The sequence below is a fragment of the Aliiglaciecola sp. NS0011-25 genome (assembly GCF_040370605.1).
In the GTDB taxonomy this organism is placed as follows: Bacteria; Pseudomonadota; Gammaproteobacteria; order Enterobacterales; family Alteromonadaceae; genus Aliiglaciecola; species Aliiglaciecola lipolytica_A.
In genome coordinates this window covers 1-15,877 of the sequence record NZ_BAABWR010000022.1, presented here as the reverse complement: position 1 = coordinate 15,877, position 15,877 = coordinate 1, and the positions used below count along the sequence as shown (strand labels likewise).

The window sequence follows — 15,877 nt, the reverse complement described above, 5'->3', positions numbered from 1 at the left end:
TAATTGGAGAACATTATGATTAGTAAAGGCAGTGAGTTACCAGAAGCAAATGTCACAGCAAGAATTAATGGTGAAATGAAAACATTCACAACCACAGACCTTTTCGCTGATAAAAAGGTTGTTTTGTTTGCTGTGCCTGGTGCATTCACACCAACTTGTTCACAAGCACATTTACCTGGTTATGTGACACTAGCCGATAAAATCAAAGCCAAAGGCGTCGACACTATTATTTGTTTATCAGTAAACGATGCCTTCGTGATGGAAGCTTGGGGTAAACAACACAATGCCGACGAGATTTTAATGTTAGCCGATGGCGATGGTAATTTTACCAGTGCAATCGGTATGAACATCGACACCGGCACATTTGGTGGCGTCCGTTCGTGTCGTTATAGCATGTTGGTCGAAGATGGCGTTATCAAAGTAGCAAATATTGAAGAACCAGGCACATTCGAAGTTAGTGATGCCGAGACAATGTTGAAGTCTCTGTAGGCCGGTGCTTTAGCGCCGCGGTTCGGTATTTTTCCACGGCCTAAAGGCCGTGCAACAGGTGGACGTTCTTGCAGGCGGGTGCTTTAGCCCCGCGGTTCGGTATTTTTCCATGGCCTGAAGGCCATGCTACGAGAATGTTTTTTGTAGGCGGGTGTTTTAACCCCGCGGTTCGGTATTTTTCCACGGCCTAAAGGCCGTGCAACAGGTGGACGTTCTTGCAGGCGGGTGCTTTAGCCCCGCGGTTCGGTATTTTTCCATGGCCTGAAGGCCATGCTACGAGAATGTTCTTGTAGGCGGGTGTTTTAACCCCGCGCTCTAGCACTAAGCTTTCATGGCCTAAAGGCCATGCTACGGGGGTATTGTCCTCTGCCGGATAAATCCCGTGCCACACCTTCTTGGAAACGATATAATGCCCCTCAACAATTTGCGTAGATATTTCTAATCGCTCAAATTTCATCACACACAAAAACAGAGTATATATTGAAACAACTTGATGTCATTGTCATCGGCGCTGGTGCTGCCGGATTATTTTGTGCAGCTGAAGCCGCTAAGCGTGGCCGCAAGGTGCAAGTACTGGATCACGCTAAACGTATTGGTGGCAAAATATTGATGTCAGGTGGTGGGCGCTGCAATTTCACCAATATGTACGCCAGCCCTGAAAACTTTCTTTCAGACAATCCCCATTATTGTAAATCAGCCCTAAGTCGTTACACCCAATGGGACTTCATTGGGTTGGTCGCTGAATACGGAATCGCTTATCACGAGAAAACTCTCGGGCAATTATTTTGTGATGATTCGGCCAAAGATATCCTCAATATGCTATTGCAAGAATGCGATAAGGCAGGGGCTGGGGTGACTAATCAATGTGAAATTCTCGATATTGATAAAACATCCGATGGATTTACTTTGCAAACCAGCAAAGGTGAATATAGGTGCGAGTCGCTGGTGGTGGCCACCGGTGGCTTATCTATGCCGAAATTAGGCGCATCACCATTCGGCTTCAAAATAGCTGAACAGTTTGGTTTAAGTGTAAAACCAACGCGGGCTGGACTGGTTCCTTTCACGTTACACGAGCAAGACAAAAGCGTATTAGCCGAGTTAAGTGGCATTTCTTTAGACGCGCGAGCAAGCTGCAATAATACTAGTTTTAACGAAAATATCTTATTCACCCATCGCGGTTTAAGCGGCCCAGCGGTGTTACAAATTTCATCGTTTTGGCATCCAGGTCAAGAGGTTGAGTTTGATTTGTTTCCCAACGGCGATTTACTCGAAGAATTGAACCAAAGCCAGCAACAGTCACCAGATAGTTTGTTAGCGACCGCGTTATCTAAGCACTTTCCAAAACGCTACGTACAGACGGCGTTACCCTATTTGGGATTACAAAATAAACCCCTTAAACAATTCCAAGGTAAGCAGCTTGAGCAAGTTTCCGCAGCCTTCCATCAATGGCAATTAAAACCCAATGGTACAGAGGGCTATCGAACAGCAGAAGTCACTTTGGGCGGCGTCGATACTAATCAACTATCGTCGAAAACCATGATGGCAAACGACATCGATGGCCTATTTTTTATCGGTGAAGTGGTCGATGTCACCGGTTGGCTTGGCGGCTATAATTTCCAATGGGCCTGGAGCAGCGCTTGGGTTGCTGGGCAAAATGTTTAAATCATATTCCAAGATCCACTGAATGCGTTTGTGCAAATCTAATTGGCTTTATCTGCAACCTTAAATGGTTGGTTAATTAGGGTTTTTTCAAATTCAGGTTTGGCCCAAGCCGGTGATACACAATTGTTATCTCGTGAGTTTGTCGAAGATGCGCAAGTCAAAGACGTAAATGATGGAGTGTTTGATAGTTTTGCCACAATCACTGAATCTGAGCACATTTATGGTCGCGTCGAGCTTGGCTTAGATAATTCTAATATTCGCACCTCAGTAGACATGATTAAAAATTGGACTACTGGTATCGCTGTCATAGAAATGGCGCTAGTGGCTTTGTTTTCCTTTGTGTTGGGAAATTACTTAACCAAGCAATTGGCAACTCTACGAACTGCTGCACGAGAAATTTCAAGCAATATAGAAAGTGGCTCTTTTAATCAGGCTCAGCTACCAGTGAATGGCAATGACGAATTAGCCGAAGTGACTCGCGCTTTCAATAAACTCGCGACTACCTTGGAATATGAGAATGCACGCACTGAAGCTTACCAGCAGGAGCTTGAGCTGCTTAATAGCACATTGGAGCAAAAAGTAGAGCAACGCACTACCTTATTAAACCAACGAAATCATCAACTGGAACAGATAAATCAGGAGCTACATGCCACTCAGAAACAGCTGACGCAATCTGCAAAAATGGCTTCCATCGGACAACTTGCTGCAGGCGTAGCCCATGAAATTAATAATCCCATTGGTTTTGTTAAAAGTAATTTAAGTTCCCTTGAACAATATATTGATGTCTATCGTCAAATCAGTACACAAGTGGCAACTGTTTTTGCGAACGATACATCCCAATCTGTAGAGCCCTCTAAACAAAAATTAATTGATATTGTAAATAATGAAGATTTAGATTTTATCAATGAAGATGCGAAAGACATTCTTAGCGAGTCTGTTGATGGTTTAGATAGGATCACCAATATCGTCAAAGATCTAAAACAATTTTCTCGGGCAGACACGGAGGAAAAGAGTTGGTTAGATATTAATGATTGTATCGAGACCACCCTTAAAATGGTCGGCAATGAGCTTAAATACCATTGTGAAATTCATAAAGATCTCGGCGAGTTACCCAAAATAAAGATGAATTTTGGAAAAATTAGCCAGGTACTCACCAATTTATTAATCAATGCAGGGCAGGCGATAGGTGAGAAAGGACAAATCACTATTTCCACTAAAGTACAAAACCAAGATGTTGTTATATCGGTTAAAGACAATGGATCTGGTATCGCGCCTGATAACTTAAGTAAGTTGTTTGATCCGTTTTTCACTACTAAAGATGTGGGCAAGGGAACAGGTTTAGGTTTGTCTATTTCCTACGGCATTATTCAAGAACACGGTGGTGACATTAGCGTAACCAGTAAACTCAACAAAGGCAGTTGTTTTACCGTAACCCTGCCGATTCAAAACGATAGCGAATTTCTCAAGAGCAACCATAATGAGTGAAAAAAATGTTGAAACAGAAATACCAATGACAGTGCTTTGCGTTGATGATGAAGTAAATATTCTTAAGTCAATGAAGCGCTTGCTGCATAGACAAAACTATCAGTTGCTACTTGCTGAAAGTGGCGCACAAGCACTAGAGATAATGCAACAAAATAAGATCGATCTGGTTATATCCGATATGAAAATGCCGGGCATGTCTGGTGCGCAATTATTAGAAAAAGTAGCAATAACAGAACCGGATTGTCATCGTATTCTACTAACCGGTTATTCCGATATGGAATCAACCATAGATGCGGTAAACAAAGGCAAGATCCACCGTTATTTACAAAAACCTTGGAATAACGAAGAGGTTATTCAAACTATCGAAGAAGGTTTGGAAAAAGTCAGATTAAAGCATGAAAATAGTCATTTACAGAAGTTAGTAAAAAAACAAAACTCGCTGCTTAAAAAGCTCAATCAAAACTTAGAAGACAAAGTTAAGTTGCGTACTAAACAAATACACGTAGCGATGCAGCGAATTGAGCATAACAACAGTGCCACCCAAAAAGTACTATACAATTTAATCAGTATTAACCCTAACTTAAACGGTGGTTTTGCGAATAGTGTTAGCTTACTTGCCAAACGCATAGCGGAAAAATTATCATTACCCAAACAACAGATTAATACCATATCTTATGCCGCATTGCTGTGTGAAATTGGCTTATTAGGGCTAGATACAGCCCTATACAGCAAACCCTTCAAAGAGCTCAATTACAACCAGCAGCAGGAATACCTAGAACAAATTAAAGTGGCTCAGTTGGTACTTGCTCCTGCAACCCATCTACAAGATGTAGCAGATATAATTACCTGCCAATTTGAAACATTGAACGGTTCTGGTCCCAAGAAATTAGTGGATGCACAAATCCCCTTAGGCGCAAAAATCTTGGCGGTAGCCAGAGACTATTGGCGTTATAAGATGGGCCGCATCAATCCAGTAAAATTGGACGATACTACTTTTCCGATCGAAATGACTAAATTGAAAGGGACTCATTACGATCCGCAAATACTGGATATTTTGTTGGATAACGAAGATATTGTTTCAGATGAGTTTGTCGAAAACGTTATTACTACTCAGGAGCTCGAGCCTGGGATGACATTGAAGTACAACATTTTGAATGACAAACATATTCTGGTGTTGCCAGAAGGACACGTTTTTAATCAAGCGACGATTTTGAAGCTAACCCAATTTGAAAAAAGCCAAGCCAAACCGATCTCATTGATTGTAGAAGATGATAGGGTTGAGGCTTAGTTAATCACTGGAAACGTGATATTGAAGGTGGTGCCCACATTTAACTCAGAATCAACGGTAACCTGCGCGCCGTGAGCTTCTAAAATTGCATAAGATACGGATAGTCCTAAGCCGGTGCCCACACCTACAGGTTTAGTGGTGAAAAAAGGCGTAAATAGTTGATTTACCGTTTCCTCATCCATACCGCTGCCAGTGTCTTTGATGTGGATTACCACAGCGTCGTTGATTTTGGTGTAGTCAATTGTGAGTATACCGCCGTCCTCCATTGCGTGAGCAGCGTTGACAAATAAATTCACAAAAACTTGCTGCAATTGGCCGGAGATACCTAAAATCAAAGGGCAATCAGTAGACATGTGATTATCAATTTTGTGCTGGTATTTGAACATATTACCTGCAATTTTAAGGGCGGCCTGAATACAGTCGTTTAACGATGTTTCAACTAAAGCTTCATCTCCTGAGTGAGAAAACCCTTTCAAGTTATCGACGATTTCTTTCACTCTGTCTAAGCCTTCAATATTTGATTGAAGTAGATCTTCGGAGTCTTCTTCGATGTAGTCTAGGTCAACCTTTTTACATATGTCTTTAAACCGAGAAATATCCAATGTTTTGTTTTTTTCGAAGCTGGCTTGCATCTGCGTATTGAGTTGTTTGTAATCATTTAAGTAATCTTGCAGCACTTCTAAATTTGAGCGTATAAAAGCGATAGGGTTATTAATTTCGTGGGCTACGCCAGCGGCTAACTGCCCTAAAGATGCCATTTTTTCTGACTGAATAAGTTGACGGCGAGCTTTTTCGAGCTTACTTAAGGAATCTTGCAACTGCACGTTACGTTTCAATATCCGAATATCCGTTAAGCGTCTTCGAATACCGCTGACTAAGTGCTCTTTTGAGGTGTTTAATACCGGTAGCAAATCTTCCGCAATGCCTTCATCTTCGCTTAAAAACGCTAACCATCCTACTTTAGAGCCAGACCAAGCAAAGTTCGTATAGAAAATTGAATTGATAGGTCGATTTTCGTCAAGCTCGCTGTTGTCAACTAGTGAAACCAACCATGAGTCCATAATTGTTGACTCACAAAGGGGTAATAAAGAAACTGCTAATTCTTTAGCTTTGCTGTTTTCCTGCCAACCTTGTTCTAACGACCATACTTTTTTGTTCTTGTCAGATAAGTCTTGGCCATTTTCGCTAATAATTAAAAGTCCATAACTTGCGGAACAAAATTCACCTGTCAACATCACGATATTGGATATCATGTCGTTGAGCGGTATTTCAGATGCCACATCGCTGGAGGTGCGCGCTAGATACTCTAATTCCAGTTGCTTTTGTTTAGAGTCGGCCAGAGCGCCCTTCAACGACTGATTGGCTTCGTATATGTCCAAAGAGTATTTTTCTAGCTGGTTCTCAGCTAATTGCCGTGCCTTTTTTTCCCTCAAGGCCTTGCGTTCAAGAACGGAAACTCTTTTTTCCAATTCTTCTTTGGATAGTGTCAAACTTTCACCACCTCTAACACGCAGCGTTGATCACCTTGATGTTCACATTCTGTTTGTGAGACCGCAATTTTTTGTTCAGTGTGTTCCGCTAGACCGTGCACAATGCCTTCGCAGAAATAACATAACTTGCGCGGAGATTGATAGTGGAAAGATAGGGTAGTCGGTGTTTCAGATAGAAATTCAAACTCAGGTAATAAGGCATCAGGATTGAGTTTTTTGACTTCTACGTGGATAAAGTCTTGCACCGCGTGTAAAAATTCAAAAACGTCTTTAAAATCATGAGCACCAGCTGGCGCGGCGTTAAATAATTCCTTGAAAACCCATTTTCCGAATGCGAACTGAGCGTCTTTAGCTGAGATGTTTTGTTTTTCTACCACAAGTCCAACTAGGGTAAATAACTCCTCATCGTCATAAGTGCCTACTGTTGTATAAATGCCTTCACTTGGTAAATTCGCTTCATCCAGTAAGGTGTCCCAAAACTCCTCACCCCACAGCTCTTCGATAAACTCATTAAACTTTACAAAAACAATACCTTTCACGGCCATTCCTTCTATCTATCAAATTTAAGCATGTCTGTATTAAACATAGGCGTATCAAAGCTAGATTGAAAACCTTTTCCACTTTTATATCAATGCTGCTTTAGTCGCACTGATTAATCTTTCTTCCGTTACAGGGCGCATTTTGATTAACATATTGTCGCACTTTACTCTGCATATATTAAATAATAGTCATTAATTTAATGAATAGACTATAGTCATTATTACGACCAAATAGTAATTTTGGTTAGTATTTTTGGTAATGATCAATTTAATTTCTTGGTTGACAATGAAATTCGGGTTAGTTACTTTAATTTAACATATACACCAGCAGTTGCGCGTGCATGTTGACGTTAATTGGATTGTTAAGATCTCTGGTTATCAGCTACACAACGTAATAATTGCAAGATTTCATTCTGGTATAAACAAACATTTACTCTTGGAGAACAACTTATGTCAATGACAGGTAAAGTAGCTATTGTAGCTGGTGGTGGTCGAGATATTGGCGCTGCCTGTGCAGTAGAATTAGCATCGAGAGGTGCGAGCGTTTTGTTAACCTATCATGCCAGTGCCACAACAGCACAAGAAACGGTTGCTAAAATTACTGCCGCTGGTGGCAAAGCGGTCGCTGTGCAAGCCGATTTAACCGAGCAAAGCAGTGTTGATGCGACCGTAAAAGCTGCATTATCAGAATTTGGCGCTATCGACTGCTTAGTCCACGTTTCTGGTGGCTTGGTTGAGCGCAAAAAAATAACCGAAATGGATTTAGCTCACTGGAAAAAAGTACTAGATGTGAACCTAACTTCGCTGTTTTTAATGTCGCAAGCTGTTATCCCGCATATGAAACCGGGCAGCTCTATCGTCACTTTCTCTTCTCAAGCTGCTCGTGACGGTGGTGGCGGTGGTGCTATCCCTTATGCAACGTCTAAGGGCGCTGTATCAACCTTTACCCGTGGTTTAGCCAAAGAGCTAGGTCCTAATATTCGGGTTAATTCGGTTTGCCCAGGGATGATTTCAACTGGCTTCCATGACACTTTCACTCCAGATGCAGTGCGAACTAATGTGGCTGGGGCGACTTGTATCAAACGTGAGGGAACTTCAGAAGAAGTGGCTAAATTAGTTGGATTTTTAGCTGATGATGACTCTTCGTATATGACGGGAAATAATGTTGACATAAACGGCGGGTTACTTTTCTCATAATAAAACAATAGCTTATCAAACTAGTTTGAAAAGTCTGGGTTAAGTGACAGGGCTATTTTGATAAGTTAGGTAGTGAATTTCAGGGTCTCTTTTAATGGGGCCCTTTTTTTTGTAATTAAACTCTTTTAAAAACAACGGGCTACCATTTGGTATTACCAATAATGGCGCTATTGGTAATAATAAATGTTAATGTGTGGTTGACACAATGTTGTTGAATTGGTTACATTGTCTATTCGATATTCATTACTTTAATTATTGCAATTCAAAGCCTAAGCTTAGTTGACGCACAAGTAATAGTGTCAGTAACAAATAAATCATGTATGGTTTCCACTACATACAATGCCAACCAGAGCTCATCGTATTAATAATACTGAAAGGGTTCTACTTATTTTTAAAAATGGAATTAGGTCGTGTTGAATGTTTGCTAAAAAATTCTCTTTTCCTCGTATCGTCGCTCTTACCATGGTTGTTTCAGTTGTGGGTTGTAGCGCATCTTCTCAAAATGCTGACACTAGCAAAAACTCAACTAGCCAATCAGCTTCTGCTGAAATGCTCAAAACCGCAGATGGTATTTTGATTAACAACCAACAGCAGTTTTTAGAAGCTGCGGCCTCATTACAACCTGGCGATACCTTAATTCTCGCTGACAAAGAATGGAAAGATTTTGAAATTCTTTTAAAAGGTAAAGGCACAGCTGAAAACCCAATTACCCTAAAAGCCCAAACCAAAGGCAAAGTCATTTTAACCGGACTTTCTAACTTACGTTTATCTGGTGAATATTTAGTTGTTGAAGGACTCGTATTTAAAGACGGATACAGCCCCACTGGTGAAGTGATTTCGTTCAGAGAAGACGCTAACACCTTAGCTTATAATTCACGGGTAACCGAAGTCGTTATAGATGGATTTAGCAACACGGACAAATTTAATGCGGATAAATGGGTTGTCTTATACGGCAAGAATAACCGTTTTGACCACAGCCATTTGGAAGGTAAAAACAATGCTGGTGTGACCATGGCGGTTAGACTGAATACAGAAGATAGCCAACAGAACCATCACCGCATAGATCATAACTACTTCGGTCCACGTCCAATCCTTGGTTCTAACGGTGGCGAAACACTGCGTATTGGTACCAGTAAGTACTCTTTAACAGACTCTTTCACAGTGGTTGAAAATAATTACTTTGAACGTTGTAACGGTGAAGTGGAAATCATTTCTAATAAATCTGGTAAAAACCAATTCCTTAATAATGTATTTTTAGAAAGCCGCGGAACCTTAACTCTACGTCATGGTAACGGTAACGTTGTCGAAGGCAACGTATTCTTCGGTAATGGCAAAGACCATACTGGTGGTATTCGTGTCATCAACGCTGACCAAACCATTCGCAACAACTATATGGAAGGGTTAACAGGAATTCGTTTTGGTGGTGGCTTTACTATTCTAAACGGCGTGCCTAATTCAACTATTAACCGCTATCATCAAGTTAAAAACGCGACAATCGAAAACAACACTATTGTTAACGTCGACAACATTAATTTGGCTGGCGGCAGTGACAGTGAGCGTACTGCAACACCAATTGACAGCAGCTTTTCAAATAATTTGATCATCAATGCTGACGGCAGTAATCCTTTTAAAATATTTGATGATGTTTCAGGTATTACCTTTGCCAACAACATTGCCAGCCAATCTCCACAAGAAGAGATTGCTTCAGGTTTCACAATACACAAAAGTGATTTGGTCAGAGGCGATAATGGTCTTCTTCAAAGTGCCAGCGCACAGCAAGCCAATGTTGGTGCTGCAGCGTCACTTAAACCTATTGCTAAAGATGAAACCGGTGTAAGTTGGTATCCTAAAGCCGACGCGCCTGTTGAGTTTGATTCTGCAGGTGTGGTGAATGTTTCTTCAGCCGCAGAGCTTATGAAAACAATCGGTGAAGTAGAAGACGGCAGCGTCATAATGCTTGCGCCAGGTAACTATGATCTCAACAAACAACTACAAGTGAAGTCTGTGGTAACCCTTAAAGCCGCTACTCCACGTTCCGTTACTCTTTACCCAATGCGTTCTTTGACTTTTGAGATAGAAGATGGCGGCAGCTTGAAATTAGATGGACTGAATATCTCAGGCGTTAAAACTCCAGACAACGCAGGTAATGTGTTAATTCGAAATACCAAATTACCTACCCTACATAATTACAAATTGACCATCAACAATACGCATATCACCGATTTAAATGTGAACCACTCGGCCCATGTGTTTGACTCTGGTTATCGCAGCATGGCCGAAAATATTGAGATTACTGATAGTGTTTTCAAAAATATCACGGGTGATGTTCTACGCTTAGACAAAGAACAAGATGATTTGGGCATTTATAATGCGGAATACGTCACTATCAAAAATTCTAGTTTTGTGAACATTGAAGGTGCGGTTGCGAAAGTCTATCGTGGCGGTACAGATGAAAGTACTTTTGGTCCACATTTTAGAATGACCAACAGCACAGTTGAAAATGTTGGTGGCGGCAAACGTAATAAATCTGCCTCTGCTATCTTTCTTTTAGGTGTTCAACAGACTCTATTAGAGGGAAATCAGTTTACGCAAAGCAAGGTCATCACTATCGATCATACTGTTGGTGAGCCGCGTACCCAGATATTGAACAATACATTTACTAAAACACCTTTACCGGTAGTGACAGAAACCTTTGCTAAGGGTCCTTCTACTGCGGTTATGAAAGGTAATGTTTCTAAGTGAAGCAATAAAACCAAGACAGCGAAACCGTGCTCACCTACTCTTATAAAGAATATGTGAGTAAGGCATTATGCAAGGGTTTCGAGATTAATGAAGGTTCTAAAAGTTAACCAACAAACGTAATCATAAACGTAAAGAATAATATTATTAGCATCAGGTATAGGTAAACATAAACATGAAGAATTTAAGATGGTGGGTTATTGCTCTCGTTGCTCTGGCAACGGTAGTGAACTATATCGACAGACAATCCTTGAGCGTACTCTGGCCATTCATGGGTAAGGAAATTTACCCTGAAAAAACTGATGCAGAGTTGAAAGAAGTCTACGGTATTATCAGTATTGTTTTCTTATTCTCGTACGCGTTTGGACAAGCGTTATTTGGTAAGATTTTCGATTGGGTCGGAACCCGAATGGGGTTCGTACTGTCCATCGGAATCTGGTCTTTGGCGACGATTATGCACGCCTTTGCCCAAGGTATCTTAACCTTTAGTATCTTTAGATCGATTTTAGGTATTTCTGAGGCAGGTAACTGGCCCGGCGCTGCTAAAGCGAATGCGGAATGGTTTCCAACCCGTGAAAGAGCGTTAGCTCAAGGGATATTCAACTCAGGCGCTGCAATCGGCGGGATAGTTTCAATTCCGTTAATCGCCTACCTTGCATTGTTTTTCAGTTGGAAAGCAATATTTGTGATTGTAGGTTGTACCGGACTACTTTGGCTTATTCCTTGGTTGATTGTTGTTAAATCTCCTCCTGGATCTCACCCTTGGATCACTGAAGAAGAGCGCGAATACATACTGACTGGTCAGAAAAATGAAGTGAAATGTGAAAATGGCATCAGCGCGCCAGAGTACACACCAACTACAGGTCAACTGTTATCTCATAAACAAAGCTGGGGCGTAATTATTGCTACCGCAGCAATCGACCCAATCTGGTGGTTATTTATTGTTTGGATTCCTACCTATTTGGTTGAAGTCTATCAAATGGATGTTAAGGGCTTGGCGATTTACGGTTGGGTTCCTTATGTTGGTGCGATGCTAGGCGCATGGTTTGGTGGCCTACTTGCTCAAAATCGTCTTAAAGCCGGCTGGACAGTAAATAAAACCAGAAAACTGGTTATCACTATGGGTTGCTTAATCATGCTGCCTGCATTGTTAATGCTGTCTGATCCAGGTGGTGAAGTTGCTGCTGTACTTATTATGGCGACCATCTTGTTCGGTTTCCAAACCTCTATTGGTAATGTTCAAACACTGCCAAGTGATTTGTTTGGCGGAAAATCTGTTGGTACTTTATCGGGCTTTGCTGGGATGGCCGCGAAGTTGGCTGCCGGTGTGTTGATTTATCTAGTGCCCTCATTAACAGCCGACGGTAACTACACAGTGGTATTTGTGATTGGTGCCGCGCTAGCGATACTCGCAATGGCAAGTATTTGGGTATTGTGTCCTAAAATAGAGCCTGTAGAAGCCAAATAGTGCTTTTGGTTTGTGAAAGAAGTGGGGGAGTTCAATGTTAAGTTTACGCAGTATTTGTTGTAGTTCTCTGATTGGCCTAGCGGTTTCAGCTGCGCCTTTCAGCTATGCAAATCAAGCAAATAACCAAAGTTATATGCCTGAGTCTCACCGCACCCTTGCTGACGGTGTTTTGCTAGGTAACTTTGACTCTCTCGATCCAACTAAAAAGCCAAGTGAAAACTTTGATTTGTTAGATTGGACACTGACACTGCCAACGGACCTTAATAAAGATAAAAAAGCCGATATTATATACGAAAGACCATTGAGCGGCGGCTTTGAATTAAAACCGCTTTTTTATACAGCAGATGATGGTGGGATGGTTTTTGCCTGTCCCAATGTCGGTGCCAAAACCTCTAAAAACACTAAGTACGCTCGAACTGAACTTCGTGAAATGTTAAGACGTGGAAATACGCGTATTAAAACCCAAGGTATTACTGAAAATAACTGGGTTTTCGATGCAGCTCATGGCTCAGTTAAAAGAAAAGCAGGTGCCATTGAGGGAAGTTTAGAAGCGACCTTAGCGGTGAACCGGGTGTCAACCACCGGCGATGAGAAAAAGCTAGGGCGGGTTATCATTGGCCAAATCCATGCCACTGATGATGAACCTATTCGACTCTATTATCGCAAGCTGCCTAATAATTCTAAAGGTTCGGTGTACTTTGCCCATGAAATTAATGGCGGAGATGATGAGTGGGTAAACCTAATTGGGACGCGCTCTCACACCCTAGCCAATCCGGAAGATGGCATCGAATTAAACGAAAAGTTTAGTTATAAGATCACGGTGGAAAATAATATTCTTTTTGTTACTTTGATTCGCCAAGGCAAACCCAATATCACCAAATCATTTGATATGAGTGACAGCGGCTACCACAAAAATAACCAATACATGTATTTTAAAGCCGGTGTTTATAATCAAAACAACGGCGGCGAACCCAAAGATTACGTGCAAGCCACTTTTTACCATCTAGACAATCAGCACTAGTAGCATGGCCTTCAGGCCATGGAATCCATCAAATCACCCACGGGGTTAAAACACCCCACCGTAGCATGGCCTTTAGGCCATGGATCCTATCCAACGCCTCGTAGGCCATGGAATCCATCTAATCACCCGCGGGGTTAAAACACCCGCCTACAGGTTGGAACCCGATACATCATGGTAAACGCGGGTTGTAGCATGGCCTTTAGGCCATGGAATCCATCGAATCACCCACGGGGTTAAAACACCGCCTACAGGTGGAATCTGATACATCATGGTAAACGCGGGTTGTAGCATGGCCTTCAGGCCATGGAATTCATCGAATCACCCGCGGGGTTAAAAGATACCACCGTAGCATGGCCTTTAGGCCATGGAATCCATCAAATCACCCGCGCGGGGTTAAAACACCCGCCTACAGGGGGGAATCCATCAAATAACCCACGGGGTTAAAAGATGCCACCGTAGCATGGCCTTCAGGCCATGGAATCTCTCCAACGCCTCGTAGTTTGTAGCACGGGCTTCAGCCCGTGGAATCCATCGAACCACACACGCGGGGTTAAAACACCCCCACTATTTTACGCTTTACTCGCTGGCGCTATAACCTGTGTGACTATTCTTAATCTCGTAAAAGGTGGCCTGGGCGTATTCATCAGGATCACTTGAATTATTCAGGTGATAAACCCCGACTTTGAAATAATGATACTGGCCGTCTTGGTCGTACAAGCTTTCGCTCATATCGTAATTGGCAACCACATCACTTTTTCCTTCACGGCTTATCGTCACCGTCAGCAAATTAACGTTAACACTAATCTGATAACTAAACTTCTCGTCCAATGCGATCCCATCTGAAGGATTACTCGCTGAATTGCTTCTCGAACCTATCATCTCAACATAGGTTTCAATATTATCACCGTCGCTGTCTTTAACACGACTCTCGTGAGCAAAGTAGACAGAACCGAGATTATTGCCCGGCAGTTTTCGATAATATAAACGCACAGGCTCATCATCGTTAGCATGGATCTGACCAATCACCACCCGTCCAATTTGATAATCTTCGCCTGTGGTTGTGACTTTATTAACCGCTAACGAAACTCGCAGGTCTCCGTCTACGCCGCCAGCATTAGCTTGACCTTGTGAGGAAGCACTGGCAAAAACCCAGTTATTTTTGTTTACACCCTGAGTGCTAATCGAAGTATTACCGCGGCGTAGCATTTCTCGCAACTCTACACGCACATAACTTGTGTTTTGCGAGGTTTTAAAGCCGTAACTTGGTGAACGCATGACGATGCCATTGTCAGCAGAAGCATAAAAGTACTCAGAATTAGTGTAACCCGCAGCTAATTCGGTCTCAAAAATGGAGTCTGAAGTTCCACTATTATCCTCATCAGTTGGTACACTTAAATACCAATCTAATAAGTCGATACCCACTTCATTGGGGAAAATATCGGCAAACTCGCCATTTGCCTCTTCGCAGCTATGGACTTGTATCTCAACAATACTGTTGAATGTGTTTTGACTGTTTCCATCAGCAATAATCTTAATGTAGCGTGCATCTGACTCAACCAAACTGACCAATTCAAAGCCGCTATGCTTGCCACTTGATTCTGCGTCGTTAAGCACACTAGTCCAACTGGCATTTTGAAGAGAAGCATCCGCAGAGGTTTCTACCGAAAAGTAGGCATTACGTTCATTGCCTTTGTACCACTTAATCGTTAAAGCCCCGACTTCTTTGCTACTACCTAGATCAAGTATCAACTCTTTATTTGAGCCATTAGTTGTCCATCTTGATTCTGGGGTGGTCAATCCATCAACCGCATTTGCAGGTGGATATCCACTTTCAAAACTACCATCATCACTAGCAGCAGTAATAGCGTATATCTCGTTTACACAGACCTCTGGTGTAGGCTCAACAACCACTGGAGGAATGACTGGTGGCGTTGCGGTACTTCCACTACTTCCGCCACAAGCACTGATCCCAATCGACAACATCATGACTATCAAGGCATGGACCTTTTGGCTTTGATTGTGGTTATGTAACCACTTTCGAAACATACGTTTCCCCTACAAAATGTAAAATTAATGTTACTTCAATAAAAGGATTATATGCGTAAAAATTAGTTACTCCAAGAATAATGTAAGACCAATTTGCGTTTTTGGTTATATTTGTTTGGTTAACCAGAATCCGACGTCTCTAAGGGGATTTATCGCCTTCGTAGCATGGCCTTTAGGCCATGGAATCCATCAAATCACTCGCGGGGCTAAAGCACCCGCCTACAGGTGGAATGCGATATATCATGGTAAACGGGGGGTTGTAGCATGGCCTTTAGGCCATGGAATCCATCAAATCACACCCACGGGGTTAAAACACCCGCCTACAGGTGGAATCCATCAAATCACACGCGCGGGGTTAAAACACCCGCCTACAGGTGGAATGCGATATATCATGGTAAACGGGGGGTTGTAGCATGGCCTTTAGGCCATGGAATATCACACGCGCGGGGCTAA

Annotated in this window: 11 protein-coding genes; 8 read left to right on the top strand and 3 right to left on the bottom strand. The window is 42.1% G+C overall.

Features of this window, described 5'->3' with window-relative positions; all coding sequences use genetic code 11:
- Positions 1-15 precede the first annotated feature (15 nt).
- The 4 genes from ABWV72_RS17320 (at position 16) to nosR (ending at position 4,924) form a co-directional block, all read left to right on the top strand.
- On the top strand, positions 16-489 hold the full coding sequence (locus tag ABWV72_RS17320; RefSeq protein ID WP_216049461.1) for a peroxiredoxin: 474 nt from the start codon (positions 16-18) through the stop codon (positions 487-489).
- A gap of 480 nt (positions 490-969) precedes the next feature.
- Positions 970-2,151: a BaiN/RdsA family NAD(P)/FAD-dependent oxidoreductase gene (locus ABWV72_RS17315; RefSeq protein ID WP_216049462.1), complete on the top strand. Its 1,182-nt coding sequence runs from the start codon at positions 970-972 to the stop codon at positions 2,149-2,151.
- Positions 2,152-2,193: 42 nt separating this feature from the next.
- Positions 2,194-3,636, top strand: a complete 1,443-nt coding sequence (locus ABWV72_RS17310; RefSeq protein WP_353372024.1) for a sensor histidine kinase — start codon at positions 2,194-2,196, stop codon at positions 3,634-3,636.
- The gene (gene nosR, locus ABWV72_RS17305; RefSeq protein ID WP_353372022.1) at positions 3,629-4,924 is read left to right on the top strand and encodes a response regulator c-di-GMP phosphodiesterase, NosR family; all 1,296 of its coding nucleotides are present in this window, start codon (positions 3,629-3,631) and stop codon (positions 4,922-4,924) included. The genes ABWV72_RS17310 and nosR overlap by 8 nt, the downstream gene beginning before the upstream one ends.
- Here the strand turns inward: nosR and ABWV72_RS17300 are convergent.
- Positions 4,921-6,414, bottom strand: a complete 1,494-nt coding sequence (locus ABWV72_RS17300; RefSeq protein WP_353372020.1) for a sensor histidine kinase — start codon at positions 6,412-6,414, stop codon at positions 4,921-4,923. The two genes, nosR and ABWV72_RS17300, sit on opposite strands and share 4 nt — an antisense overlap.
- Positions 6,411-6,959 (bottom strand): heme NO-binding domain-containing protein, encoded by a 549-nt coding sequence (locus tag ABWV72_RS17295; protein ID WP_353372018.1) that lies wholly within the window; start codon positions 6,957-6,959, stop codon positions 6,411-6,413. Before ABWV72_RS17295 ends, ABWV72_RS17300 begins: the two co-directional genes overlap by 4 nt.
- A 444-nt stretch (positions 6,960-7,403) precedes the next feature.
- Between ABWV72_RS17295 and ABWV72_RS17290 the strand changes: the two genes are divergently transcribed.
- The 4 genes from ABWV72_RS17290 (at position 7,404) to ABWV72_RS17275 (ending at position 13,378) form a co-directional block, all read left to right on the top strand.
- Positions 7,404-8,150, top strand: coding sequence for an SDR family NAD(P)-dependent oxidoreductase (locus ABWV72_RS17290; protein ID WP_216049486.1), 747 nt, complete (start codon positions 7,404-7,406; stop codon positions 8,148-8,150).
- A 417-nt stretch (positions 8,151-8,567) separates the two neighbouring features.
- The gene (locus tag ABWV72_RS17285; RefSeq protein ID WP_353372016.1) at positions 8,568-10,892 is read left to right on the top strand and encodes a chondroitinase-B domain-containing protein; all 2,325 of its coding nucleotides are present in this window, start codon (positions 8,568-8,570) and stop codon (positions 10,890-10,892) included.
- A 172-nt stretch (positions 10,893-11,064) separates the two neighbouring features.
- Entirely contained in the window at positions 11,065-12,357 is a 1,293-nt protein-coding gene (locus ABWV72_RS17280) for an MFS transporter (RefSeq protein ID WP_353372014.1), read from the top strand.
- A 133-nt stretch (positions 12,358-12,490) separates the two neighbouring features.
- Entirely contained in the window at positions 12,491-13,378 is an 888-nt protein-coding gene (locus ABWV72_RS17275; protein WP_502902151.1) for a polysaccharide lyase family 7 protein, read from the top strand.
- A 576-nt stretch (positions 13,379-13,954) separates the two neighbouring features.
- On the opposite strand, the gene ABWV72_RS17270 is transcribed toward ABWV72_RS17275, so the two are convergent.
- Entirely contained in the window at positions 13,955-15,424 is a 1,470-nt protein-coding gene (locus ABWV72_RS17270; protein ID WP_353372010.1) for a polysaccharide lyase family 7 protein, read from the bottom strand.
- Positions 15,425-15,877: the final 453 nt, after the last annotated feature.

Bases quoted from the DNA above. Each gene is read 5' to 3' on its own strand.
- ABWV72_RS17320 (WP_216049461.1), top strand. From the start codon at position 16: ATGATTAGTAAAGGCAGTGAGTTACCAGAAGCAAATGTCACAGCAAGA.
- nosR (WP_353372022.1), top strand. From the start codon at position 3,629: ATGAGTGAAAAAAATGTTGAAACAGAAATACCAATGACAGTGCTTTGC.
- ABWV72_RS17295 (WP_353372018.1), bottom strand. From the start codon at position 6,959: ATGGCCGTGAAAGGTATTGTTTTTGTAAAGTTTAATGAGTTTATCGAA.
- ABWV72_RS17290 (WP_216049486.1), top strand. From the start codon at position 7,404: ATGTCAATGACAGGTAAAGTAGCTATTGTAGCTGGTGGTGGTCGAGAT.
- ABWV72_RS17285 (WP_353372016.1), top strand. From the start codon at position 8,568: ATGTTTGCTAAAAAATTCTCTTTTCCTCGTATCGTCGCTCTTACCATG.
- ABWV72_RS17280 (WP_353372014.1), top strand. From the start codon at position 11,065: ATGAAGAATTTAAGATGGTGGGTTATTGCTCTCGTTGCTCTGGCAACG.
- ABWV72_RS17275 (WP_502902151.1), top strand. From the start codon at position 12,491: ATGCCTGAGTCTCACCGCACCCTTGCTGACGGTGTTTTGCTAGGTAAC.
- ABWV72_RS17270 (WP_353372010.1), bottom strand. From the start codon at position 15,424: ATGTTTCGAAAGTGGTTACATAACCACAATCAAAGCCAAAAGGTCCAT.